Source organism: Syntrophotaleaceae bacterium (assembly GCA_041390365.1).
In the GTDB taxonomy this organism is placed as follows: Bacteria; Desulfobacterota; Desulfuromonadia; order Desulfuromonadales; family Syntrophotaleaceae; genus JAWKQB01.
This window is the reverse complement of sequence record JAWKQB010000001.1, coordinates 1,311,448-1,335,799: the sequence shown is the minus strand read 5'-3', so window position 1 is coordinate 1,335,799 and position 24,352 is coordinate 1,311,448. Positions and strand designations below refer to the sequence as shown.

20 protein-coding genes are annotated in these 24,352 nt (G+C 56.8%); 9 read left to right on the top strand and 11 right to left on the bottom strand.

The annotated features are described in order from the left end of the window. Positions 1-161 precede the first annotated feature (161 nt). Positions 162-1,874 (bottom strand): alpha-glucan family phosphorylase, encoded by a 1,713-nt coding sequence (glgP, locus tag R2940_06205; protein MEZ4599364.1) that lies wholly within the window; start codon positions 1,872-1,874, stop codon positions 162-164. A gap of 251 nt (positions 1,875-2,125) precedes the next feature. Between glgP and R2940_06200 the strand changes: the two genes are divergently transcribed. Together R2940_06200 and R2940_06195 are read left to right on the top strand one after the other, a co-directional pair. Next, entirely contained in the window at positions 2,126-3,739 is a 1,614-nt protein-coding gene (locus R2940_06200) for an AAA family ATPase (protein ID MEZ4599363.1), read from the top strand. Positions 3,740-3,741: 2 nt separating this feature from the next. Further along, positions 3,742-4,392, top strand: coding sequence for a general secretion pathway protein GspB (locus R2940_06195; GenBank protein ID MEZ4599362.1), 651 nt, complete (start codon positions 3,742-3,744; stop codon positions 4,390-4,392). 59 nt (positions 4,393-4,451) lie between these two features. Here the strand turns inward: R2940_06195 and R2940_06190 are convergent, their stop codons facing one another. Together R2940_06190 and hydE are read right to left on the bottom strand one after the other, a co-directional pair. Next, positions 4,452-4,919, bottom strand: a complete 468-nt coding sequence (locus R2940_06190; GenBank protein ID MEZ4599361.1) for an Rrf2 family transcriptional regulator — start codon at positions 4,917-4,919, stop codon at positions 4,452-4,454. Positions 4,920-5,070: 151 nt separating this feature from the next. Beyond that, the gene (gene hydE, locus R2940_06185) at positions 5,071-6,117 is read right to left on the bottom strand and encodes a [FeFe] hydrogenase H-cluster radical SAM maturase HydE (GenBank protein MEZ4599360.1); all 1,047 of its coding nucleotides are present in this window, start codon (positions 6,115-6,117) and stop codon (positions 5,071-5,073) included. 371 nt (positions 6,118-6,488) lie between these two features. Here hydE and R2940_06180 point away from each other — a divergent pair, with 371 nt between their 5' ends. Beyond that, on the top strand, positions 6,489-7,778 hold the full coding sequence (locus R2940_06180) for a homocysteine synthase (GenBank protein MEZ4599359.1): 1,290 nt from the start codon (positions 6,489-6,491) through the stop codon (positions 7,776-7,778). Between the two features lie 286 nt (positions 7,779-8,064). On the opposite strand, the gene R2940_06175 is transcribed toward R2940_06180, so the two are convergent. Beyond that, the gene (locus R2940_06175) at positions 8,065-8,409 is read right to left on the bottom strand and encodes a hypothetical protein (protein MEZ4599358.1); all 345 of its coding nucleotides are present in this window, start codon (positions 8,407-8,409) and stop codon (positions 8,065-8,067) included. A gap of 238 nt (positions 8,410-8,647) precedes the next feature. Here R2940_06175 and R2940_06170 point away from each other — a divergent pair, with 238 nt between their 5' ends. From R2940_06170 to R2940_06150, 5 genes are all read left to right on the top strand, one after another. After that, on the top strand, positions 8,648-9,943 hold the full coding sequence (locus tag R2940_06170; GenBank protein ID MEZ4599357.1) for a TolC family protein: 1,296 nt from the start codon (positions 8,648-8,650) through the stop codon (positions 9,941-9,943). 116 nt (positions 9,944-10,059) lie between these two features. Next, positions 10,060-11,568 (top strand): efflux RND transporter periplasmic adaptor subunit, encoded by a 1,509-nt coding sequence (locus tag R2940_06165; GenBank protein MEZ4599356.1) that lies wholly within the window; start codon positions 10,060-10,062, stop codon positions 11,566-11,568. A gap of 101 nt (positions 11,569-11,669) precedes the next feature. Further along, positions 11,670-14,915, top strand: coding sequence for a CusA/CzcA family heavy metal efflux RND transporter (locus tag R2940_06160; GenBank protein MEZ4599355.1), 3,246 nt, complete (start codon positions 11,670-11,672; stop codon positions 14,913-14,915). Between the two features lie 133 nt (positions 14,916-15,048). Beyond that, complete coding sequence (locus tag R2940_06155; protein ID MEZ4599354.1) at positions 15,049-15,558, top strand: hypothetical protein; 510 nt, start codon at positions 15,049-15,051, stop codon at positions 15,556-15,558. A gap of 74 nt (positions 15,559-15,632) precedes the next feature. Further along, complete coding sequence (locus R2940_06150) at positions 15,633-17,936, top strand: heavy metal translocating P-type ATPase (GenBank protein MEZ4599353.1); 2,304 nt, start codon at positions 15,633-15,635, stop codon at positions 17,934-17,936. Positions 17,937-18,060: 124 nt separating this feature from the next. Here the strand turns inward: R2940_06150 and R2940_06145 are convergent, their stop codons facing one another. The 7 genes from R2940_06145 to moeB form a co-directional block, all read right to left on the bottom strand. Then, complete coding sequence (locus R2940_06145; protein MEZ4599352.1) at positions 18,061-18,273, bottom strand: SHOCT domain-containing protein; 213 nt, start codon at positions 18,271-18,273, stop codon at positions 18,061-18,063. A gap of 141 nt (positions 18,274-18,414) precedes the next feature. Next, positions 18,415-19,332, bottom strand: coding sequence for a sterol desaturase family protein (locus R2940_06140; GenBank protein MEZ4599351.1), 918 nt, complete (start codon positions 19,330-19,332; stop codon positions 18,415-18,417). Between the two features lie 51 nt (positions 19,333-19,383). Further along, positions 19,384-20,397, bottom strand: a complete 1,014-nt coding sequence (locus R2940_06135; GenBank protein ID MEZ4599350.1) for an IS110 family transposase — start codon at positions 20,395-20,397, stop codon at positions 19,384-19,386. Between the two features lie 227 nt (positions 20,398-20,624). Next, positions 20,625-21,161: a DUF1440 domain-containing protein gene (locus R2940_06130; GenBank protein ID MEZ4599349.1), complete on the bottom strand. Its 537-nt coding sequence runs from the start codon at positions 21,159-21,161 to the stop codon at positions 20,625-20,627. A 262-nt stretch (positions 21,162-21,423) separates the two neighbouring features. Then, on the bottom strand, positions 21,424-21,798 hold the full coding sequence (locus R2940_06125; GenBank protein ID MEZ4599348.1) for a hypothetical protein: 375 nt from the start codon (positions 21,796-21,798) through the stop codon (positions 21,424-21,426). A gap of 61 nt (positions 21,799-21,859) precedes the next feature. Then, positions 21,860-22,078 carry a sulfurtransferase TusA family protein gene (locus tag R2940_06120; protein MEZ4599347.1) on the bottom strand — a complete coding sequence of 73 codons (219 nt, stop codon included), beginning with the start codon at positions 22,076-22,078 and terminating at the stop codon, positions 21,860-21,862. 54 nt (positions 22,079-22,132) lie between these two features. Further along, a complete protein-coding gene (gene moeB, locus R2940_06115; protein MEZ4599346.1) occupies positions 22,133-22,951 on the bottom strand; it encodes a molybdopterin-synthase adenylyltransferase MoeB in 819 nt (272 codons plus the stop codon). Between the two features lie 122 nt (positions 22,952-23,073). On the opposite strand from moeB, the gene R2940_06110 reads away from it, so the two are divergent. After that, entirely contained in the window at positions 23,074-24,228 is a 1,155-nt protein-coding gene (locus tag R2940_06110) for an aminotransferase class V-fold PLP-dependent enzyme (GenBank protein ID MEZ4599345.1), read from the top strand. Positions 24,229-24,352 lie beyond the last annotated feature (124 nt).

Sequence of the window (24,352 nt, the reverse complement as noted above, 5' to 3'; positions counted from 1 at the left end):
TTGCTCCCTGCCTGATAGATGAAGGAATATTATCCGCTGAGGCAGGGGAGGTCAACTGTTGATTCCATAAGGGGTGAGGGGTGGCTGGCGGCCATCCGACGGATCAGACCGATCAGTCAGATCCGCCGGATCCGTCCGATAACCGCCGCCAGCAATCTGTTTTACCGAATATAAGCCTCCGTCACATACCGTCGCATCATGACGTGAGTGTTGAAATAGTAGGCATTTTTGCCGATGGCGTTTTTCATGATGCGGATCCATCCCGGGCGGTCTTCATAGTACATCGGGATGATGATCCGTTCCAGCTTGTCGTAAAGGTCCCGCACGTCCTCTCTGGTGTGGTTCTGATCCACGGTGATCCCTTTGGGCGGGGGGCCGATTGACCAGCCGGTGACCCCTTCGATGTGGCCTTCGATCCACCAGCCGTCGAGGACGCTGAAATTGGGGACTCCGTTCAGGGCGGCCTTCATTCCGCTGGTTCCGGACGCCTCCAGGGGTCGGATCGGATTGTTCAGCCAGATGTCGACACCGGGGACCAGCAGGCTGGCGACACGCATGTCGTAGTCCTGCAGGTAGACACAGGTGATCTTGCCCTTCAGTTTTTCAATTTGATCAATGATCGAGTGGATGATCTCCTTGCCGGGCTGATCCCTGGGGTGGGCCTTGCCGCCGTAAACCATCTGGATTTTCCCCTCGCCGATCTCCAGCAGTCGCTCCAGGTCGGAGAAAATCAGGTTGCCGCGCTTGTAGGTGGCCACCCGCCGGGCAAAACCGATCGTCAAGATATCCGGGTCCATCCGGATTCCCGATGATTCCTCGATGTAGTGAAACAGCATCGCTTTCGCCCCGCAGTGGGCGTCCCAGATCTCTTCGTCGGGGATGCTGTCCACCCGCACCAGCAGTTCCGGCTCGGTACCCCAGCTGGGTAAGTAGCGGGAGAAGAGCTTGACGAAATGGGGTGATGTCCAGGTGAAGGGATGAATGCCGTTGGTAATGGCATGGATCTCGAAGCCGGGGAACAAGGCCTGTGACACCTCGCCGTGCTTTTTCGCGACGCCGTTGACGAAGCGGCTCAGGCTCAGGGCCAGAAGCGTCATGTTGAGAACGTCCCGTCCAGCCAGTTCCTGCAGCAGAGAAATAGGGATCTCCTCCCCCAGAATGCGTCGGACCAGATCGTAGGGGAAGCGGTCATGACCGGCGTCCACCGGGGTATGGGTGGTGAAGACACACTGCTCCATAACTCGCCGGGTATCCCACGACGCCCGCTCGTCCCAGGTGTCTTCCACCGGGCGGCGAGTTCTGTTGAGCAGTTCGAGAGTCAGGAGGCTTGCGTGTCCCTCGTTCATATGATATTTCCGGATTTTGAAGCCGAGGGCATTGAGGATGCGGGCCCCTCCTATGCCGAGGACGATCTCCTGTTTGAGTCGGTAGGTCTGATCTCCGCCGTACAGGTAGTCGGTTATGCGCCGCTCTTCCTCATCGTTGCCGGGGATGTCGGTGTCGAGGAAGAGGACCGGAACTTCCCCCCCGGCGGGACTTTTTACCCGATAGAGCCAGGCCTGGACCTTGACATCCTTGCCCTCGATCGGCACCAGGGTCTTTGCCGGCAGGCGCTCCAGGACCTTTTCCGGGTACCATTCCGCCGCGGACTCCCGTTGCCAGCCCTCCTTGTCGATATACTGACTGAAGTACCCTTTGCGGCTGGCGAGGGTGACCGCCACCATGGGGAGTTTGAGGTCGGCTGCAGCCTTGATCGTATCTCCGGCGAGGACTCCGAGACCTCCGCTATAGGTCGGAATGTCCGCCGAAAGACCGATTTCCATGGAAAAATATGCGATGCGAGGTTCGCCTAGGAACAGCTTCCAGTCAGTCATAAGCTCTTTTCTTGATGAGGGTATCGAAAGAAAATATGAAACGTCGAAGAATCAATATGGTACCGCAAGCCGGTATACGGGACCGGCGGAAATCATTTTCGAGACTGTATCAAGAGTAATTGAAAAAGGACAGGGGTCAAATAGAAAATTCTTCACTTATTAAAGGAAAGAAAGCTTGCCAGTTGTCGACATCCATGGAAAATTAAGCTAATGGAACTGATTTCTGCCTATTCTTCTGCGAGCAGGTGCGGATGTATCGCGAATATTTCGGTTTCCGGGAAAAACCCTTTGGTCTGACACCGGACAGCCGTTTTCTTTTTCTGAGCCAAAATCATCGGGAGGGTTTTGCCCACCTCTGGTACGGAATTCACCAGGGAGGAGGTTTTGTCGTCCTTTCTGGGGAGGTGGGGACGGGCAAGACAACCTTGCTGCGCTCCTTGCTTTCCCGCCTCGAATCGAGCAAGTGGCGGAGTGCTCTCATTTTCAATCCGCCCATGTCCCCGGAGGCTCTGTTCCGGGACATTCTGCTTGAATTGGGCCTGCAGGCCGATGAACCGGATCCCGGTCAACTCATGCGAAGACTTAATGCCTTCCTTTTGAAGGAAAATTCGCAGGGACGGTCGGTTCTCCTGGTTATCGACGAGGCACAGAATCTGTGCCCGGAAGTCCTAGAAAAAATAAGGCTTCTGTCCAATCTGGAGACGGAAAAACGGAAATTGCTGCACATCTTGCTGGCCGGACAACCGGAATTGGTCCGTCTGCTGGACCGGCAGGAATTGCGGCAATTGCGTCAACGGGTCAGCGTCCACTACCATCTGCAGAGCATGAGTTCCGGGGACACCCGACGATATATCGAGCATCGGCTGGCGCAGTGCGGAGCCGAAGGCCCCGTTTTCAGTCCCCGGGCTATGACGAAAGTATTTCGATTCAGCGAGGGCATACCCCGGTTGATTAACATCCTCTGCGACCGCTGTCTGCTGGCTGCCTTCGGTGCCGAAAAAAAAATGGTTACAAGGACGATGGTTGGCAGGGCAGCGGAGGAGTTGAAACCGATCCACCGCCCCCGTCGTGACTATCTGCCCGGGACAGTCATATGGCTTCCTTTGTTCCTGGGTCTTTTTGTACTGGCCGCGAGCTGGGGGCTGTTTCATTTGTGGGGAACCCGGATGGATAGATCCTCGATTACAGCCGCCGTAAGCAGTACAGGCGGTACCGGATCCAAGGGGACTGCTCTTCCCGGCCCTGATCCCTTATCTAAAATCCCTGATGCTTCGGTAAACAGTTTGGCCTTTAAGGCGATGGGGAAGGTTTGGGGTGTTTCCGGGGCTCTCACAGAAGGGCCGGTAGAAACTATTCAGGACTTTGCCCTTTTTTTGCAGACAAGGGGACTGCAGATCAACCGGGTCAGGGGTTCCCTTTCGAAGCTTCTCGACCTGAACTATCCGTTTCTCATGGTGATGGAAGGTCGTGATGGCCGACGTCTGGCTGCGGTTTGCGAAGAGATCCAGGGAACCGTCAGGGTCGTTCCGCCAGTGGAGGGGCGAGACTGGGTTTCTCTCCCTGAGTTGTCCGGTTTATGGAAAGGGGAGGGTTTCCTGGTCTGGCGTAACGATCTCCGCCTGGCAGAAGGTCTTGTCCTGGGGGATCGCGGGGACCAGGTTAAAGCCCTGCAGGAGCTGCTGCTGGTCAACGGAGAACAGGAGATCCAGGTGGACGGAATTTTCGGCCGCAACACCTCCCTGGCCTTACGCAACTTTCAGACTCGTCGAGGTCTCGAGAATGCTGAAAAACTCGACATGATAACCCTTTTGTTCCTGTATCAGGCTGCGAATCGGTTCGGCGTTCCGAAGCTGAGAGAAGGATAGCCATGAGCACCATTCTGAAAGCCCTGCAGAAGTTGGAGGAGCTGTCGAATCGCCAGGAGGCCCTTCCCGGGGAACCGGATCCTCTGTGGGTGAGGCCTGTCGCAGGGCGCCGTCGCCGGTTTTATCCGCGATGGCTGTTGCTGCCTGGTTTGATCCTGACTCTGGGCGGGATCGGGCTTTTTAGCCTTTCCCGCATACAAGAAGAAACCGATACGGGGCGAGCGCTTGTGAGCGTCCCGCCGGTGAATGGGGAACCTGTGGAGCTGATCTCGAAAGCCCCTGAAGAAAAACTTGGCCTGAGTCAGGTCGAGGTGGCCCCCGTCCATACTCCCGGACTCAGGGAAGAGGAGATGCAAGAGGAGATTCAAACCCCGGTGACCGCATTTCAGGAACAAGGAAAAACCACGCCGGCAAGAATAAAGGGGGAACCGGCATTTCCCCGCACCGAGAATACCAGGCCCCGTTTCCGGGTGACGGGCATTGCCTATCAGGAAGACCGGACCGTGCGTTTCGCGATCATCAACGACAGGGCTTTGGGGGAGGGCGAAATTGTCGCGGGGGCGATTGTCGAGGAGATTCTGGAGGACAGGGTTCGGTTTACGCAAGACGGGTCTTCTTTCGAAGTGCCTCTTGCAAGAGGAGCAGCCAGATAAACGAAAGGAAGAGATATCACCCGAAAGGACCTGCGGAAGTTGCCACATCCCCCTGAACGTCAAATGTAGTACATGAATTTATGGCTGGATTCCCGTTTCAAACCCAGTTTCTGACCCCGCTCACAGAGGTCTTTCAAATTGATGCCGGAGAAGTAATTATGCAGGACCTGGGCGGCCTCGGCCCAGACGGTCTGAGTCACACAGATGCCGCTGAAATGGCAGGTTTCCCCCTCTTCCATGGGCGGGTCGGTGCAGGCCACCAAAAGAGTATCCCCTTCAGCGGCCTCGATAATTTCCAGGACGGTTATATCCTCGGGGTTTTTGGCCAGAAAATACCCTCCCTGCGGACCTTTCTTGCTTTTCAGAATTCCCGCTTTTTTGAAACTCTGAAAGATCTGTTCCAGATAACGGGGAGAAATTTCCTGTCGATTGGAAATTTCCTTGACCTGAATCGGCAGATTACCGGCATTGAAGGCCATGTCGAACAATGCGCGAAGACCGTAACGGCTTTTGGTGGATAGTCTCACAAAGACTCCTCTTTTTTGCTCCACTATTATCATAAAAGGAAACTTTGTTGCAATTTGTTTTCTATGGTCTGGATCGGATATTTAAGACCGGATTTGTAGGGCCCAAGACAAAGGCCGCAGAAAAGCGGCCTTTGTCTTTGAACCCGAATATTTATTTCAGGGGCCCCGGAGCCCGGTGATTGCTGGAATCGCCCCGACCTTTGCCGATCTTTCTGTTGACCGACAGAATCCGGCGGTGCATGCAGGAGCGGCACTCGGCGGCCGTTTCATCGATGCACGCTTTGGCCGGATAGATTTCGTACAAAGGGCGGTATTTCTTGGGGGTCAGATTGGGCATGACGATATTGGCGCCGCGGATCAGACCCAGTTCGCGCCCCTTGGCCAGATTCAGGGTGGCCAGGGCCGAAGTGCTTGGGATGTTGGCCATGGGGCAGACAATTCGGGCCAGAGCGATGACTTTGTAGGTCATCAGTTCGGTATTAGGCACCTGCTCTGGATTTTCCGGCGGTGACTGACCAAGAGGGGTATCTCCCTGGGAGATAAAGGGACCTACGCCGATCATGTCGAGATCGAGTTCCCGGAACAGAAAAATATCGTTGGCCAGATCTTCCCAGGTCTGCCCAGGAATGCCGATCATCACCCCGCTGCCCGTTTCGTAACCAAGCTTTTTGATCTGGCGGAGCAGTTCGATCCGGTCCGAGACCTGGCCGGGAAGAGAGGGATGGATTTGCTCAAAAAGGTCGCGGTTTGATGTTTCGAAACGAAGCAGGTAGCGGTCGGCACCGGCCTCGCGCCATTGCGCCAGTTCCTCCAAAGAGCGCTCGCCCAGGCTCAGGGTGACGGCCAGGTCGGTTTCGGACTTGATGCGCCGCACAATGTGACTGATCCACCCGGAGCTCAGACCGAAATCCTCACCGGCCTGAATGACCACCGTGCCATAACCGTATGAGACCGCTTCCATGACACAGTCCATGATCTCGTTTTCCGGCATCCGGTAGCGGGGCAGTTCACTGTTTTCTTCCCTCAGACCACAGTAATGGCAGCTGCGAACGCAGTGATTGGAAATTTCGAGCAGGCCGCGCAAATGAACATCGTCTCCTACTGCCAGTTGCCTAACCTGGTCCGCCTGTCGCCATAAGTTCTCTAGAGTTTTCTCATCCTCCGTCTTCAACCATGCGATGATTTTATCCTTGGTCATATTTCACTGCTCCTTTCCGGCTGCGCCCGAAAAAAAATTGTCAAAAATCCAGCGCAACGTAGCAAAACAACACAAAAGCAGTCAATAACAAAATAAATAAAAACGACACAAAAAACTCAAGAAATTGACGTGAGTCAAAAAGCTTGGTATGAAGAGATTTTCCCCGGTCATTAAGTACCGGAAAAAACAACGCTTAGGGGAAGCCAAAATTTCTGTACCCTTTTTGTAAAAGGACGAAAAAAATTTGACAAAAAAGGTGAGTTATGAGAAAAAGAAAAACCGAGTAGGCAAGTGTATAAAAATTCCAGATCTTTAAACCCTGTCACAAAAAAGACCAAGACAACAGTCAATTTCCCAGGAGGGGTGCTGAAATGAGCCAATCGAACAATTACCGGACCGAAACTCTGGCTTTACATGCCGGGCAGAAGCCAGAGCCGACGACCAAGGCGCGAGCCGTCCCCATTTATCAGACGACATCCTACGTCTTTGACGATGCCGATCATGCGGCCAGGCTTTTCGGATTGCAGGAGTTCGGCAACATCTACACTCGGCTGATGAATCCGACCACCGACGTACTGGAGCAGCGGGTAGCCGCTCTGGAAGGAGGTGTCGCCGCCCTGGCAGTCGCTTCCGGGCAGTCCGCCATCTCTCTGGCCCTGCTGACCCTGGCCCATTCCGGCCAGGAAATCGTGGCCTCCACCAGTCTCTACGGTGGGACCTATAACCTGTTCAGTTACACTCTGCCGCAACTCGGAGTCAAAGTCCGGTTCGTCGACCCCTCCGATCCCGAAAATTTCCGGGCGGCCATCAATGACAAAACCAGGGCGGTTTTCTCCGAAACCCTCGGCAACCCGAAGCTCGACACCCTCGATATCGAGGCTGTTGCGGCCATTGCCCATGAAAACGGGGTGCCGTTGGTGATCGACAATACCGTTCCGTCGCCTTACCTGGTCAATCCCCTGGCCCACGGCGCCGATATCGTCGTTCACTCGGCCACTAAATTCATCGGCGGCCACGGCACCTCCATCGGCGGAGTCATCGTTTCCGGAGGCAGTTTCGACTGGGGTAACGGCAAATTTCCCCAACTGTCCGAGCCCGATCCCAGCTATCACGGCATCAATTTCCTCGAGGCACTCGGCAACCTGGCCTACATCATCAAGGTGCGGGTTCAGCTGCTGCGCGACGTCGGTCCGGCTCTAAGTCCCTTCAACGCTTTTCTGCTGCTGCAGGGTCTGGAGACCCTTCATCTGAGAATGGAACGACACAGCGAGAATGCGCTCAAGGTTGCTCAATTTCTCGCCGATCATCCCCGGGTCGGATGGGTGAACTATCCCGGCCAGCCCGAACACCCGGCCTACCAGACGGCCACCCGCTACTTCCACCGAGGGCAGTATGGCGCCCTGGTCGGCTTCGGCATCAAGGACGGCGGTGTTGCCGAAGGGAAGAAGTTTATCGACAACCTGCAACTGCACTCCCTGCTGGCCAATATCGGCGATGCAAAATCCCTGGTGATCCATCCGGCATCGACTACTCACCAGCAGCTTTCTCCGGAGGATCAACTCGCCACCGGAGTGACACCTGATTTCATCCGGCTTTCCGTCGGTCTGGAAAATGTCGACGACATCATCGAGGATCTGGATCGGGCGCTGAAGACGGTTTAAAAGCGGTTGCTGGGATGCTGGTTGCTGGTTGCTGGTTGTCGCCCTTTCCTGCAACCAGCAACCAGGCACGCCTTAAGGGTTCTAATAGTGCGACTCCGAGGGGTAGGGATTAAAATATGACTCTCCATGTTGAAAAATATCTTTGGGCATGATAAAAATTGATTAAAAAAGTAGGAAATTATTGTTTGGGAAAAAGCTGCTCTGGTTGAAAAATGGCAAAGCGTCTCCTGATATTACTGCTTCTTGCAGCGATTCTGTTTCCGGCGAATCTCCTTGCCTCCAGCATTCACGTTTGCGCCGCAATGAAAGGTGAGAGGGGCAGGGCGATGGAAGATGGGGAGGCGTCATCGTCCTGCTGCTCGCGCTCTTTTTCCCATCCTCGTAAAACAAACCAGAGCAACCCCCAGATTTCCCATGAATGCAGGGTGGTGGTGGATGTCGCGGAACGGCAGGCTGTCACCACTTCTTCCAGATCCGGCCTTGATGTTCCTGTCCTGGCCGATCTGCTCGTTGCCTTCGAATCCTCCCTTTTTGAACCGGACAACCTTTTCCGGTTTTCACCGGTAATGTCCCCTCTCCAGCCACAAGGAAGCAGGGAAGCGGTTTTCCTCCGAAACTGTTCTTTTCTCATTTGATCCACGCTCCTTCAGCTTGAGCTTCCAGGGGGAGGCTCATGTCCAAAATCGATACAGCCTCCCAATCTGAAATAGGAATAACCTGGCTTCGCGGAACTCAATTCCGCGGAGGGACTTTTTCTGAAGCTAAATCATTTCAGTTAGTTCAGAGATTTCCACTTCTTTGCTAAAGTTTTTTGGGGAGATATCGCCAGCTTGCGGGACAACTGGATCGACAGGGAAGGAGAGAGGGCTATGAAAAATTTATCTACCTGTATCTTTCTGTTGCTGACCTTGATCTTGGGAGTGGGGAACTGGCGCCCGGCATTGGCGCAAGAGACGGTCGGAGAGCGCCTGCAGGACCTGGTGGACCAGGCGCTGCTAAGAAATCCTGATCTCCAAGCCGCAGAAGCGCGCTGGAGGATGGCGGAACACACAGTCATACCGGCCGGCAGCCTGGATGATCCGCGATTCAGTTTTGCCCTGTCGAATTATCCGATCGACAGCTTTTCCGGTGACGAAACTCCCATGACCGGGAAGGAGTTCCAATTGTCTCAAATGCTGCCTTTTCCGGGCAAATTGGGCAGTAAAAAAGAGATGGCCTCGCAGCAGGCCGAGTGGTTCCGGAAGCATTACGAGGATGCCAGGCTGCAGTTGGTGCGGGAAGTCAAGGACGCTTGGTACCAGGTCTATTTTGAGCAACGGGCCATGGCCATTACGCGGGAAAATATCTCGACTCTTGACGACTTTATCCGCCTGACCGAAACCCGTTACGAGGTCGGCACCGGGCTGCAGCAGGATGTGCTCAAAGCCCAGGTGGAGCGATCCAAGCTCTTGGAGCGGTTCTTCAATCTTCAACAGCAGTACGCTTCGTCCCTGGCGGAATTCAACCGGTTGCTGAGCAGGGCCCCGGATACGCCTGTGGAAACCCCGCGGGAACTGGAACCGACCACAGTGGTCGGCGAACTGCAGGAGTTCATCAAGGAGTCCCGCACCTATCGCCCGGTTTTCGCCGGTTACCAGTCGATGATCGACCGCTACCAGGCCCAGCGAAAGCTGGCCAAGCTCGATTACTATCCCGACGTCAGCCTTTGGGCCGGTTACCGCCAGCGGGAAGATGTGCCGGGTGACCCGGCGGAAGGTACGGACTTCGTCAGTGCCGGTTTCAGCATCAACATCCCGCTGTGGCAGGGAAAACGGCGCGAAGCGGTGGCCGAGGCGGATTCCGGCGTGCGCATGGCCCTCCGGCAGTTGGAAGATATGGCAAACCGGATCGACTTCGCCATTGCCGACCAGTACGCCAAATTGGCAAAGAATCGCGACCTGGTGGAGCTGTTCAAAACCGGTATCATCCCCCAGGCCGAGCAGAGCTTCGAAGCGACTCTGTCCGCCTATCAGGTTGGAGACGTCGATTTTCTCAACCTGCTCGACAGTCAGCTGACCCTCTATCGCTACCAGATCGATTATCACCGGGCGTTGAGCGATTACCAGCGCAGCGTCGCCGGTTTGGAGGCGGCGGTGGGGAAGGAGTTGGGAGGCCAAAACCCGTAAATTGTAAGACGTAATTCGTAATGGGTGAAAAGCTTAAAGCCAACCTCCGCCTCACGCATTACCCCTTCCGAGGTTTGAATTTAGGTGCACAAGTTTCTCGAAACAGGATTAACGATATGAAGTTTTCGCGAAAAGGATTGTTGATCGTTCTTCTGATTGTCCTGCCCCTGGCGGGGGGCCTGGCTGGGTATGTTTTGCGCGGGAATGTTGCTTCTCCGGACCATGCCGCCCACGACCACCATGATAGCGAGGCCGGCAAGCAGCAATATACCTGCGGCATGCATCCCTGGGTGATTTCCGACCAGCCTGGCAATTGTCCGATCTGCGGAATGGCCCTGACACCGGTAAAGGCGGGGACTGCAGGAGAGGCGGAAGCGGCCGAAACCTCCACAAGCGGTCAAGGGAAGGGCGAGCGCAAGATCAAGTACTGGGTCGCCCCCATGGATCCCACCTACATCCGGGACGAACCGGGCAAATCGCCCATGGGCATGGATCTGGTGCCGGTCTACGAAGATGAGGCGCCTTCCGGTTCGACCATTGCCATCGATCCGGTGACAGTGCAGAACATGGGAGTGCGCACGGCCGAGGTGGAGCGGCGCGATCTGCACCGCCTCATCCGCACCGTCGGCACCATCGGCTATGAGGAGCCCAAGATAACCTCGGTCAACACCAAGGTGGAGGGTTGGATCGAGAAGCTGTATGTCGACCAGACCGGGCAGGTGGTGGAAAAGGGCCAGCCGCTGCTGGAAATCTACAGCCCAAAGCTGGTTTCGGCCCAACAGGAATATCTGCTGGCCCTGCGCAACAGGGACGTCCTGAAAACGAGTTCCTTCCAGGAGATCGCCGACGGCGGCGAGCGGCTGTTGGAAGCCTCTCGTCAGCGCCTGAGTTACTGGGACATCAGTGAGCGGCAGATCCGCCAGTTGGAAAAAACCGGCCGGGTGAGCAAGACCCTCACCCTGTACGCGCCCTACAAAGGGGTGGTGACCATGAAGATGGCCATGCCCGGGCAGTACATCAAAGCCGGCCAGGAGCTGTTTCAGATCAGCGACATTTCCAAGGTCTGGGTCTTTGCCGACATCTACGAATATGAACTGCCCTGGATCAAGGTCGGACAGGAAGCCGACGTGCTGCTGCCTTTTGTCGGCGATCGCGCCCTGAAGGCGAAAATCGGCTACATCTACCCCTACGTCGAGCCCAAATCCCGCACCGTCAAGGCCCGCCTGGAATTTGCAAATCCCGGCCTGGAGCTCAAGCCCGACATGTACGTGAACGTGCGGGTGCACGGTCAGGAGATCCGGAACGCCCTGGCCGTACCCGGCGAGGCTGTGATCCACTCCGGCGAGAAACAGACGGTGTTCGTCGATCTGGGTGAAGGCAAGTTCGAGCCGCGCCAGGTGAAAACCGGCGTGCAGGATCAGGACGGTTTTATTCAGATCACCCAGGGACTTCTGGACGGAGAACGGGTCGTGACCAGCGCCCAGTTCATGTTCGATTCCGAAAGCCGCCTGCGCGAAGCCATCCAGAAGATGCGGGAGCCGAAGAAGGAGGCCCAGGCCGCTCCGGCCGATGCCCACGAAGGGCACGACATGCCGGAGGAGGATCTGGAGGCGTTGTTTGAATAGAGGCGGTTGCTAGTTGCTGGTTGCTAGTTGCTGGTTTTGATTTTTACCAGCCCCTAGCTACCAGCCACCAGCTACGCTCTTAGAATTAGTCAAGGTTTTCCATGCTCGAAAAAATAATTGAATGGTCGGTTCGCAACAAGTTCATGGTGATTCTTGCGACCGCTTTCCTGATTGTCGGAGGGGTTTACTCCCTGAAAAAGATCCCCATCGACGCCATACCCGACCTCTCGGACGTGCAGGTGATCGTGTTCACCGAGTATCCCGGACAGGCGCCGCAGGTGGTGGAGGATCAGGTCACCTATCCGCTGACCACCCAGATGCTCGCCGTTCCGGGGGCCAAGGTGGTGCGGGGCTACTCGTTTTTCGGCTATTCCTTCGTCTACATCATTTTCGAGGACGGCACCGACCTGTACTGGGCGCGTTCCCGGGTGCTCGAATATCTCAATTATGCAGCCGGGCGGCTGCCTAAAGGGGTGACGCCCAGTCTCGGCCCAGATGCCACGGGGGTCGGCTGGGTTTACGAGTACGCCCTGCAGAGCGACCGGCACGATTTGCAGCAGCTGCGCTCCCTCCAGGACTGGTTTCTGCGCTATGAACTGACCGCCGTGGAAGGGGTTTCCGAGGTGGCCAGCATTGGCGGCTACGTCAAGCAGTATCAGGTGGCGGTGGATCCGGACCGGCTGTTGGCCTACCATGTCACCATCCCGCAGATCAAAACCGCCATCCAGCGGAGCAACAACGATGTCGGCGGACGGGTTGTGGAAATGGCGGAGACCGAATTCATGGTGCGCGGCCTGGGCTATATCCAGTCCCTGTCCGATCTTGAAAAAGTGGTTGTCGGCACCGATCGCCGGGGCACCCCGATTCTGCTGCGGGACCTGGCCCAGGTGCGCCTGGGCCCGGAGTTGCGGCGCGGATTGGCGGAACTCAACGGCCGGGGCGAGACGGTGGGCGGCATCATCGTCATGCGTTTCGGTGAGAATGCCCTGAAGACCATCGACAACGTCAAGGCCAAACTGCAGCAACTCCAGGCCGGACTCCCCGAAGGCGTGGAGATCGTGCCCGTCTACGATCGTTCCGGACTGATCCAGCGGTCGGTTGACAACCTGCAGCACAAGTTGCTGGAGGAGAGCATCGTCGTTGCCCTGGTGATCATCCTCTTCCTGTTCCACCTGCCGAGCGCGGCGGTGGTCATCCTCGCTCTGCCGGTGGCGATCCTGATGTCCTTCATCATCATGTACGCCCAGGGAATCAACGTCAACATCATGAGTCTGGGCGGGATCGCCATCGCCATCGGTACAATGGTCGACTCGGGCATCATCATGGTGGAGAACGCCCACAAACATCTCGAAAAAGGAGAACGGGGGCGCTCGCGAACTGCGGCCATCATCGAGGCGGCCAAGGAGGTCGGCCCCACCATCTTCTTCGCCCTGCTGGTCATTACCGTCTCTTTCGCGCCCGTTTTCACCTTGCAGGAGCAGGCGGGACGGCTTTTCAAGCCGCTGGCCTTCACCAAGACCTACTCCATGGCGGCTGCGGCGATCCTGGCCGTCACCCTGGTTCCGGTGCTGATGGTGTGGTTCATCCGCGGCAGGATTCACAGCGAGGACCGCAACCCCATCAGCCGCTTCCTGATCCGTCTCTACCATCCGGTTGTCGACCTGGTGCTGCACTGGCGCAAGACGACCCTGGTTGTGGCGCTGCTGCTGGTGGTCTCCGCCGCCTTTCCCTTGGCGAAGATGGGCACCGAGTTCATGCCGCCGCTGTACGAGGGGGATCTGCTCTACATGCCGACCACCCTGCCGGGCATCTCCATCACCAAGGCCAGGGAACTGCTGCAGCAGACCGATAATATCATCCGCCAGTTCCCCGAGGTACACCACGTCTTCGGCAAGATCGGCCGGGCCGAATCGGCCACCGACCCGGCGCCTTTGTCGATGATCGAAACCACCATCATGCTCAAGCCCGAGGACGAATGGCGCATGGTGAAGAAGACGCGGTTCTACAGCGACTGGCCCGGCTGGATCGAGCCGCTGAAGATACCTCTGCGCTGGGTCTGGCCGGAAGAGAAGCGGATCTCGGTGGAGCAGCTCACCGACGAACTTAACGCGGCCATTCAGTTTCCGGGACTGACCAATGCCTGGACCATGCCGATCAAGACCCGCATCGACATGCTCTCCACGGGGATCAAAACCCCGGTCGGCATCAAGATCATGGGCCCGGATCTGCAGACCCTGAGCGACATCGGCGAAGAGGTCGAAGCCCTGGTGCGGACGCTGCCGGGGACCCTGAGTGCTTTTTCCGAGCGGGTGGTGGGGGGCAACTATCTCGACTTCGTAATCGACCGCGACGAGGCGGCCCGTTACGGCCTGACCGTCGGCGACGTGCAGGACATCATCCAGAGCGCCATCGGCGGCATGAACGTAACCCAGACCGTCGAGGGCCTGGAGCGCTATCCGGTCAATATTCGCTATCTGCAGGATTACCGCAACGATCTGCCGGCCCTGAAAAGGGTATTGATTCCCATCGCCGAGGGGCGGCACATCCCCATCGAACAGATCGCCGACATCCGCATCAAGAAGGGTCCGGGCTCCATCAAGAGCGAAAATGCCCGGCGCACCGCCTGGGTTTTCGTCGATCTCAAGGGTATCGATGTCGGCACCTACGTGAAAAAGGCCCAGGAGGCCGTTGCGGAGAACATTTCCCTGCCGGAAGGCTATAACATCGTCTGGAGCGGACAGTACGAATACATCGAGGCAACGCGGGAAAGACTGCTGCTGATCATCCCGCTGACCGTGGTGGTCATCTTCGTCCTGATCTACCTGAGCACCATGTCGGCGATCAAGACGGGGATCGTTTTCCTGGCCGTTCCTTTTTCGCTGGTTGGCGCCTTCTGGCTGCTCTACCTGCTCGACTACAACATGTCCATCGGCGTCTGGGTCGGGCTTATCGCCCTGGCCGGTCTCGATGCCGAAACCGGGGTGGTCATGCTCCTGTACCTCGATCTCGCTTACAAGAACTGGTCGGAAAAGGGGCGCATGCTCACCCGCGGCGACCTGGCGCAGGCCATCCATCACGGGGCAGTCAAGCGTATCCGTCCCAAGGTGATGACCGTCGTTACTATCATCGTCGGCCTCTTTCCCATCATGTGGAGCACCGGCGCCGGGGCCGACGTCATGAAGCGCATCGCCGCTCCCATGGTCGGCGGGTCGATCACCTCCCTGGTGCTGGAGATGCTGGTCTATCCGGTCATCTTCTTCATCTGGCGGGCACGTAAGCTCAATTCGAATCTGGAACCGACGGCCGAAGGAGATCTGGACGAGGTCGAGGAAATCGAGGAATCCTAGGAAAAGAGATGCTGTTCCTACTCGAATTGATGAACCGTAAATTTTCAGTAGGCGCGCGAGAACGAGTACGGGGAAACCCGTCAAAAGGATGCCGGATCAATAACCGGCTTATATCAACCGTAGGGAGGCAGTAATGAAGAACAGCAGAATTAGTTGGTCCGCGGCCCTGACTATCGGTATAGCCTTGCTCGCCACCCCGGCTCTGGCCATGAACCACAGTCACCAAGGACACGACATGTCCGGCGGCATGGACCTCGGCGAAATGATGCAGATGGGGGGCATGGAGCACGGGCAGCCCGGAATGATCATGCTGGGCGAAGAGATCAAGGATGGCATCAAGGCGATGTTTCACCTGATGCCGGTGGACCGGTCGGCTCTTCCGCCCGGAGACGGCACGACCCATCACCTGATGGTGATGTTGAACGATGCAGCAACCGGGCAAACCATCGACAAAGGAACGGTGGCCGTAAAAATCACCTCCCCGGACGGGAAGGAATCCGCACCTGTTAGAATGGTAGGGATGCAGGGGCATTTCGGTGCCGATGTGGGCCTGGATAAAGTCGGCACCTGGCACTTCCGTATGGCCGCCAAACCAGCGGACGGCAAGGTGCGGCAGTTTCATAGTCATCACGTTGTGAAATAACTCTTTTCTCTGTTCCTCGCGCATGCTGCCCTGGCGCATGCGCGAGGACAACCCGACCGCAAAAGGAGTCTGTCATGAAAGATCCTGTCTGCGGCATGGATGTGATTCCGGAAAAAGCCGCCGGAGAAACGGAATATAGAGGGGAGAAATACTTTTTCTGTTCCACCAAATGTCTGCAAAAATTTAAACAGGATCCTGAAGAATTTTTGGATAAGGGTCGGATTGAAAAGAGAAAAGAGAAGGTCAAGGATGACACCAGGCAGTACACCTGCCCGATGCATCCCGAGGTGGAACAGATCGGGCCCGGCAGCTGTCCCAAGTGCGGCATGGATCTCGAGCCGAAGGAGATCAGCCTCGAGGAGATGGGGGAAAGTGCAGAACTGAAGGATTGGACCCGGCGGCTCTGGGTGGCGACGGTTTTTTCCCTGCCGGTTCTGATCCTGGGCATGTCCCATGCGGTACCGGCCTTCCATGGCTGGCTGCTGGGGCTGGCCACGCAGCAGACCTACAACTGGATTCAACTGGTTCTGGCCACCCCGGTCGTTCTCTGGGCAGGCAGACCGATCTTTGTCCGCTTCTGGCAATCCTTGGTCAACCGCAGCCTGAACATGTTTTCCCTGATCGGGCTCGGGGTCGGTGTCGCCTATCTCTACAGCATAGTCGCCACGGTCTTTCCCGGCTTTTTTCCTGCCTCTTTCCGTGGCTCGGGAGGGGAAGTCGACGTTTATTTCGAAGCTGCGGCCGTCATCGTCGCCCTGGTGTTGCTGGGGCAGGTGATGGAAGCTCGGGCCCGCAGCCAGACCGGGCAGGCGATCCGGGCGCTGCTCGGCCTGGCCCCCAAGACCGCCCGGCGCATCGCCGAGGATGGCAGCGAGCATGACGTGCCCCTGGAGGAGGTCGAAGTCGGCGATCGACTGCGGGTCCGGCCCGGCGAAAAGGTGCCGGTGGACGGGTCGGTCGAGGAGGGCACCAGCAATATCGACGAATCCATGATCACCGGCGAGCCCCTGCCGGCGGCCAAGCAGCCCGGCGAGCCGGTCACCGGAGCGACGGTGAACCAGACCGGCTCCCTTGTCATCAAGGCCGAACGGGTAGGCAGGGACACCCTGCTGAGCCAGATTGTGCAGATGGTGGCAGAAGCCCAACGCAGCCGGGCCCCCATTCAGAAACTGGCGGACATTGTAGCCGGCTACTTCGTGCCGGCGGTGGTGACCGTGGCCCTGGCGACCTTCGTGGTCTGGTCCTGGATCGGACCCGAACCGCGCATGGCCCACGCCCTTATCAATGCCGTGGCGGTGCTCATCATCGCCTGCCCCTGCGCCCTGGGGTTGGCCACCCCCATGTCCATTATGGTGGCATCCGGCAAGGGCGCGACCATGGGCGTGTTGTTCAAGAATGCCGAGGCCATCGAGCATTTGCGCAAGGTGAATACCCTGGTCGTCGACAAGACCGGTACCCTCACCGAGGGCAAACCGAAGCTGGTGGCGGTGGAGGCGACCGGTATTGACGAGGACGAATTGTTGCGCCTGGCAGCGAGCCTGGAGCGGGGCAGCGAACATCCTCTGGCAGCGGCCATCGTTCAGGGCGCCGAGGAACGGGGAGTCAAGCTGACCTCCGCCAAGGAATTCGATTCCATCACCGGCAAGGGGGTGGCAGGGAAGGTGGACGGTGCCGAGGTGCTGCTGGGCACCCAGAAGCTGTTGCAGGAGCGGGGCATCGATCCGGCGGAACTTCTGGAGCGTGCCGAAGATCTTCGCCGGGACGGTCAGACCGCCATGTTCGTGGCGGTGGACGGCAAGGCCGCGGGCCTGTTGGCCGTCGCCGATCCCATCAAGGAAACCACCCCCGAGGCCATCCGTCAGCTGCACCAGAGCGGTATCCGCATCGTCATGCTCACCGGCGACAACCGCACTACCGCCGAAGCGGTGGCGAAGCGGTTGAACATCGACGAGGTGCGGGCCGAGGTTTTACCGCAGGATAAGGCGGACAAGGTCAAGGAACTGCAGGGTCAGGAACGTTTTGTCGCAATGGCCGGCGACGGCATCAACGACGCGCCGGCACTGGCCCAGGCCCAGGTCGGCATCGCCATGGGAACAGGCACCGACGTGGCCATGGAGAGCGCCGGGGTGACCCTGGTCAAGGGCGACCTGCGGGGCATCGTCCGCGCCCGGCAACTGAGCCTGGCCACCATGCGGAATATCCGGGAGAACCTGTTCTTCGCTTTCGTTTACAACGCCCTGGGAGTGCCCATCGCCGCCGGAGTTTTGTATCCGTTCTTCGGTCTGCTGCTCAGCCCCATTATCGCCGCAGCAGCCATGAGCTTCAGCTCCGTTTCGGTGATCAGCAACGCTTTGCGTTTGCGGCGGGTGAAATTGTGAAAGGATGGTGACGGGGAGAAGGGCATAGCAACTTTTCGGGTTTTGCCGCCATTGAAGCGATACCCAATGCCAAAAGCAGGGTGGTTAACGCAAGGATAGCAGAAGGCTCCGCGTTGTGGGGGAATTACTCCAAATTCTTCCTCATCTGTTCGAACTGTTCCTTGCTGATTTCTCCCTTCGCATAACGGGCCTTGAGAATGTCCAGAGGAGTTGCCGAATCCCGATTCTCTTTCCCTGTTTTGCCTTGAGAGAGCAACCAGCGAACGGCAAAGAACAAGCCGAAAACGATAAGCCCCCAGACCAGAATCATAAAAATCCACATCAGAGGGTTCATCATGCCCCATCCGTTCATCATCCCGTTGCCATACATTATCTTCTGTTCCCTTTCATCATTGCGTGTGTTTTTTCAGGCGCCCGAAAAATTGAAAGCGGCATGGTGTTAAGCGAAAGTATATCAAGAGAAAAAGCAATCCCCCACCTACTCAGCCAGCTTTCTCCTCGGCAAGGGGAGATTTTCCTTTCTTTCCGGCCTGGTCCCGTTTGATAGGCGCCAACTGGGGCGGTCGACGGTCAACGGCATTTTCAGCAGTTTACCAATGGTTAACTCTTTTGGATTCTGGAAGGCAGGTACACCGATAGTGACCTTTTTTTGCGGGATGTTCAGTTTCAAGGTGCGATGAAGGAGGTCGGGCCAGGAGAAAATGGTCGACCAGTTCGAATCGGTTTCCTCGCGGACGGTGGAGTGGTGAATGCCGTGCATGCGGGGAGTGACGATTATCCGGTTGAGCAGGCGTTCGAATCGGAGCGGCAGACGCACGTTGGAATGATGGAACAGGATTTCCGCCAGCGTCAGGGTCTGCCACAGGGCCAGGGGGCGAGGGGATATGCCGAGAAGGGCCACCTGTGCTGCCCTCCAGGGAACGGACAGCAGCATTTCACCGGCATGAAATCGCAGCGCCGTCGAGGCATCGAGGTCGAGATCCACATGGTGGACCTGGTGAAAGCGCCAGAGCAGAGGGACTTTGTGCGTCAGGTAATGCCAGATGTAGAGGGTGTAATCGAGCAGGGTCACCGAAAGAAACATCTCCAGCCCGACGGGCAGTCGCTTCCACTTCAGCAGCCCGCGTCTCTTGCTTTCAGCGGCATCGGCCAGAGGCGCGACGACCGGTTTTTCCGCCAGCGCTATGGTGGCCGCTGTCATCAGGGACATGGAGATATTTCGCACATCCCGCCGCAGTTTGTCCTGCCTGGGCGTTCGCAAGGGGCGCTTCATTTCGGCGGCGACAACGGCCGCCAGGGTGCCGAAAATCAGGGTATTGCTCAACCAGGAAGGAATTTCGCCCCTCATGGACTTGGATCGGGGTTTTTTCCTGCTGCGCTCCGGCAAAAAACCCATGGCTGCCTCCTATGAAAGAAATCTACTCTTCTTGGTTGTAAGGTTCTGTTTTCAGCTCTCTTTCAGGACGAAATTCGGAAAGTCCTCAAAGACCCACTTGTTCTTCAGTGTCAGATAAATGATGCCCAACAGTTTCTTGGCCGTGGCGATGATCGCCTTGCCCGACCCCTTCTTCGCCTTGAGCTTCTCGTAAAACGCTTTCAGGTACGGGGAATAACGAATCGCTATCAGTGTGCACTGCACCAGCGTGGTTCGGCCCAACTTGCTCCCGCGCTTGGTGATGCGCCCCTGGCGGTTGGTCTCGTTGGAATTGCTGACCCGAGGGACAATGCCGAAGTAGGCTGCCAGTTTCTTCTCGTCCTCAAAGTCTTCGATGTTGCCAATCACGCTGAGCAGGATCGCGCCGCCCTTGTCGCCCACCCCCTTGATGCTGGTGATGTTCTCGTGGCCATCGAGTTTCTTGCCCTTGTCGGCCAGCTCCTGGTCGATCCTGGCGATGCCGGCGTCAAGCCCCTTGATCTGCTCGACGATCACTTCCAGTTCGATGGCGGCCACCGCGCTGATCGGATGATTGAGGACCTTCTCCAACCCCTTGCGGCTCGACAGGCTTTCCTTCTTCGTCACAATTCCCTGGGCGTTGAGGATGTTGTGTATCTTGTTCTTCAGCGCCGTACGCAACTGCACCAGCTTGTGCCGTGTGTTGGCCAGACTCTCAAGCTCTGCGTAGTGTTCGTCCTTCATTCGCACTTCCGGCAGCATCCCCTTGCTCAGGAAAAACGCCATGGTCTCGGCATCGTTGGCATCCGTTTTCTTGACCGACTGGCTGACCACCTTGAACTGCATGGTGTTGATCACGTGGATTGAGCCCACCGCATCCCGGATCTGTTTGATGAAACTCCGGGTGTTGGTCGTGGTCTCCAACGCCAATTTATCATCCCGGCGCAACTCCGACCGAAACCGATCCATCTCGCCAATCTTGTAACTCTCCAGCCGCTTCTCTTCGCCCTCCAGAAAACAGACCGTAAATGCCGTCTTGTGAAGGTCAATCCCGATAAATCTAACCATTGTCTCTACTCCTGTTCTTGGTTGTGTGGAGTAGATGCGAATCGGTGACCACCAGCCTCCTATCCAGGGTCCAGGCCCCACGGTGACGTTTCAGCTACAGGCAAAGTCTAATCTCCTTTTCAGGGTCAACGCCCCAGTACAACATCCAGCCTATAGCCTATCTACTCCGGAAAGCTCTATCTTACCCCCGGAGCGGTCAACGACCGCTTTCTTTCATATCATCTCCTTTATCTCTGATCTGCGGCCTGTTTGGACGCCTTGGCAACCGCTCGATGCACCATTTCCGCGGCGGCCGTCCAAGCTATATGGTTCCCCATCTCCTTGGCGCTGGGCTGCCAGGGGATGCGGCGTAGGTTGGGGGAGACACCGAGCAGCGGCGCGATCGTCCCGTCGCAGGCAAAGAAGAAGGGGATGGCGAAGGGCAGGCCGGCCAGACGGGCCACCTGCGGAAACTTCCTGCGAAGACTGGCATAGATAAGCCCCCAGCCGATGCCGTAGGCTATGCCGAAAAAAAATTTGGCTTTTTTCTCCTCCTCCTTCTTGAGTTTTCTGCCGGTGATCTTGCGGGCGAAATGGGGACCGGCGACCTCATGAGCCGAACCCGGCCGCACCTGGCGGTCCCGCCGTTTCTGCCGTTCCGAAACGAATCGGTCGAGCAGCCGCTCCGACTGGCCGGCGACGACCCCGGCAATCAATCCCGCCGCAATCCCCGTCAGCAATGGGTGAGGCGGTTGCTTTATATCTCCGCTGCTGAGAGTAGACATATCGAGCCTCCTTTCGCAGAGGGTTACTTTTCCACTTTAGAACAGACTAAGAAGCTGTCAAGAAAGCCGTCTGCCCATTGGCCCAGACTAGACGGAAAGCTATGGATGGGTCGTGGCGAAAGCATATAATCGAAAAAACTCGCTCTTTGTACGAATGAAAACGGGTAGGGGATGGATAAAAAATCGTTTTCCAAGGCGGTGGGTGGGCGATGGGTAGATCAGCGGCCAATCAAAGGTCGTCAGCCGGTCAGCCCTCAGGGGCCTAATCGGAGGCTGTCGCTGGACAGTTTGGATCAAATAGCCCGGCGGGGTTTCCCCAGAGGCTGTCGATCGGCTGGGGCAAGCTTTCGCCCGAGCTATGGCTCAGGAGGTAGGGCGAGAGGACCAGAGGAACTCTCGTGGCGCCAGTTGCGGCCAGAAACATCTTGTTGCTCAGCAGGCGCAGTCGACTGATGATATCAAGGCTTGAAACTGTCCCTTGCGCCCCTTCGTTGAATAACTGCAGGATGTCGTTGGTCGCAGGCGATGATCTGCGGGACACAAGTCTGGCCAGGCGCGCATCGTCCCGGCTGTTTTTGGAGACCGGGTAAAGAGCCGTCTGTGCGGCTGTCTGGTCATCGGCCAGGATCTGACGCAACAACTCCTCGCACGCGTTTTCCTTTAGAACCTTCCATCACTTTACTGAATCCCTTCAGATTTCAAACAACCTTCATCCGCAGGACATAGTGCCCTTCAGCCTTTTCGAGGTCCAGCAGCTGGTGTCCCTCATTCTGCAGGCTACGCGACACGTTTTGCACCGGTTCGCCTTCATCGAGATGGAATACAATAATATCGCCGATATCAGCCATCCCGATGGACAACTTGGCCTTGACAAAGTTGGTGGGGCAGGGAACACCCCGAAGATCAACGGTTTGCATATCTTAGCTCCAAAAACAGCTACAGGTCCAGGATCTGGGTACAAAAATCCACCCTCACTTTTCACTGGTCGTCAAATCGCAGACATTCATCGCCTCCGGGTCGACTTGGAGATCTGTTATGGACGGATTTTCCCCACAAACGGCGCATTCGGATTTTTTGGCAATGGGCGATACGTGGAAGTCCAGCCCTTCAGCATCGTAGACCAGCATTCGGCCGGTCAGCAGATCCCCGACGCCCAGTAGATATTTTATTGCCTCGGTGGCCTGAATAGTGCCGATGACCCCTGGCAGGACGCCCAAAACCCCGGCCTGCGAGCAGGTCGGAATGCTTCCAGCTTGCGGCGGTTCCGGAAACACGCAGCGGTAGCAGGGGGATTGGCCCGGCAGGATGGTGATGGTCTGACCAATGAAGTGAAGCACGCCGGCGTGGGAGAGAGGGATGCCGGCCATGACGCAAGCGTCGTTGATGAGGAACTTGGCGGCAAAATTGTCTGTGCCGTCGATGACGAAGTCGTATTCGCGGATAATGTCAATGATGTTGTCCGCGCCAATCCAGGTATAGTGGGGGATAACCTGGACATCAGGATTGATGGCTTCCATCTTCCGTTTCGCCGATTCGACCTTGGGGGTTCCGAGATCTGCCGAGTGATGGATCACCTGCCGCTGGAGATTCGAGAGTTCAACCACATCCGCATCAGCGATTCCGATCCTTCCGACCCCTGCTGCCGCGAGGTACAGGGCTGCGGGAGAGCCCAGCGCTCCGGCACCGATGATCAGAATCCTGCCGTCGAGCAAACGTTTCTGGCCCTTGCCGCCCACCTCCTTCAGAATGATGTGACGAGAATAACGTTCGATCTGCTCTTCCGAAAACATCCCCAGTTCCTTTCTCGGGCGCTACACTATTTTTTTCTTTGAAGTATATTCTATTTATGCTAGGAAATAAGTCAACAAAAAACAATAAAAGCACATACTATACTGTGGAATTGATGGATCTCATGCACCGAGTCTACCTGGACAATAATGCCAGCACCGATCTTCATCCGGAGGTTCTCGAGGACATGATGCCGTATCTTCGCGATCGCTTCGGCAATCCCTCCAGCCCCCACTGGCCTGGACAGGAGGCCCGAAAAGCGGTCGAAAAGGCCCGCGGTCAACTGGCTCATTTGGTGAACTGCGATCCGGAAGAGGTGATTTTTACTTCATCGGCCACCGAATCGAACAACACCGCAATCAAGGGTGTGGCGGCAAGCCGTGCGGAGAGGGCAAAGGGAATTGTCACAACGATCGTGGAGCATCCTTCGGTGTTGATGCCCTGCTATTATCTCGAGCAACAGGGGTTTGGCGTGACCTGCCTCGACGTGGACCGGCACGGTTGTCTCGACCTCGCAGCGGTCGAATCATCATTCACCAATGAAACCTGCCTGCTGTCGGTCATGCACGCCAATAATGAAACTGGCACTCTGTTCCCGGTTGCCGAGATCGGGAGACTGGCAAGGGGCAAAGGGGTTGTTTTTCATTGTGATGCCGCTCAGGCCGTCGGTAAGGTTCCCGTCGATTTCAAAGCCTCGGAAATCGACCTGATGTCTTTGTCGGGGCATAAGTTTTATGGTCCGAAAGGGATCGGAGCCTTGATCGTTCGCAAAGGATTAAAGTTTCATCCATTATTGCACGGCGGCGCTCAGGAGCAGAACCGCCGGGCCGGAACGGAAAACGTGGCCGGGATCGTCGGCCTCGGAAAAGCCTGTGAACTTGCGGCGAAAACAGTGGCAAAGGAATCCCTTCGACTGGAAAATCTTCGGGACCGGCTGGAGCAGGGGATTCTGGAGATGATTCCCGATGTACGGCGCAATGGGGACGTCGATCACAGGCTTCCCAATACCAGCAATATGTCCTTTCTCGGTGTCGACTCTGAAAAGCTTCTGTTTGCCCTGGACCAGACAGGAATAGCTGTCTCCTCCGTCTCCGCCTGCAGCTCCGGCACCCTAAAAACCTCCCGCGTTCTTGAGGCGATGGGTGCGGTCGAGGGGACCCGGGTCGGAACCCTTCGGTTTTCTTTGGGCATGGCAACGTCCGGGGAAGATGTGAACCTGGTTCTGGAGGTGTTGCCGAATCTTGTGCAGCGGATGCGGGCATCTGGCTCCAAGGGCTGAAATCAAAAAAATCCTGTCTGCTCGGCCAATCCTGATAATTTTTTCTTTTTGGAGTTTTTCTTGCCTTCCTGCCACCTTTGAGCAAGAATTCACATGCTTTGCTGCTTGGTTTGAAATTGAGGAT

What these genes read in the sequence shown, in the direction of transcription:
- hydE (MEZ4599360.1), bottom strand. Translation starts at nt 6,117, where the DNA reads ATGACCAAGGATAAAATCATCGCATGGTTGAAGACGGAGGATGAGAAA.
- moeB (MEZ4599346.1), bottom strand. Translation starts at nt 22,951, where the DNA reads ATGTTTTCGGAAGAGCAGATCGAACGTTATTCTCGTCACATCATTCTG.
- R2940_06165 (MEZ4599356.1), top strand. Translation starts at nt 10,060, where the DNA reads ATGAAGTTTTCGCGAAAAGGATTGTTGATCGTTCTTCTGATTGTCCTG.
- R2940_06195 (MEZ4599362.1), top strand. Translation starts at nt 3,742, where the DNA reads ATGAGCACCATTCTGAAAGCCCTGCAGAAGTTGGAGGAGCTGTCGAAT.
- R2940_06160 (MEZ4599355.1), top strand. Translation starts at nt 11,670, where the DNA reads ATGCTCGAAAAAATAATTGAATGGTCGGTTCGCAACAAGTTCATGGTG.
- R2940_06130 (MEZ4599349.1), bottom strand. Translation starts at nt 21,161, where the DNA reads ATGTCTACTCTCAGCAGCGGAGATATAAAGCAACCGCCTCACCCATTG.
- R2940_06155 (MEZ4599354.1), top strand. Translation starts at nt 15,049, where the DNA reads ATGAAGAACAGCAGAATTAGTTGGTCCGCGGCCCTGACTATCGGTATA.
- R2940_06200 (MEZ4599363.1), top strand. Translation starts at nt 2,126, where the DNA reads ATGTATCGCGAATATTTCGGTTTCCGGGAAAAACCCTTTGGTCTGACA.
- R2940_06150 (MEZ4599353.1), top strand. Translation starts at nt 15,633, where the DNA reads ATGAAAGATCCTGTCTGCGGCATGGATGTGATTCCGGAAAAAGCCGCC.
- R2940_06175 (MEZ4599358.1), bottom strand. Translation starts at nt 8,409, where the DNA reads ATGAGAAAAGAACAGTTTCGGAGGAAAACCGCTTCCCTGCTTCCTTGT.
- R2940_06180 (MEZ4599359.1), top strand. Translation starts at nt 6,489, where the DNA reads ATGAGCCAATCGAACAATTACCGGACCGAAACTCTGGCTTTACATGCC.
- glgP (MEZ4599364.1), bottom strand. Translation starts at nt 1,874, where the DNA reads ATGACTGACTGGAAGCTGTTCCTAGGCGAACCTCGCATCGCATATTTT.
- R2940_06145 (MEZ4599352.1), bottom strand. Translation starts at nt 18,273, where the DNA reads ATGATGAACCCTCTGATGTGGATTTTTATGATTCTGGTCTGGGGGCTT.
- R2940_06110 (MEZ4599345.1), top strand. Translation starts at nt 23,074, where the DNA reads ATGCACCGAGTCTACCTGGACAATAATGCCAGCACCGATCTTCATCCG.
- R2940_06135 (MEZ4599350.1), bottom strand. Translation starts at nt 20,397, where the DNA reads ATGGTTAGATTTATCGGGATTGACCTTCACAAGACGGCATTTACGGTC.
- R2940_06170 (MEZ4599357.1), top strand. Translation starts at nt 8,648, where the DNA reads ATGAAAAATTTATCTACCTGTATCTTTCTGTTGCTGACCTTGATCTTG.
- R2940_06140 (MEZ4599351.1), bottom strand. Translation starts at nt 19,332, where the DNA reads ATGGGTTTTTTGCCGGAGCGCAGCAGGAAAAAACCCCGATCCAAGTCC.
- R2940_06120 (MEZ4599347.1), bottom strand. Translation starts at nt 22,078, where the DNA reads ATGCAAACCGTTGATCTTCGGGGTGTTCCCTGCCCCACCAACTTTGTC.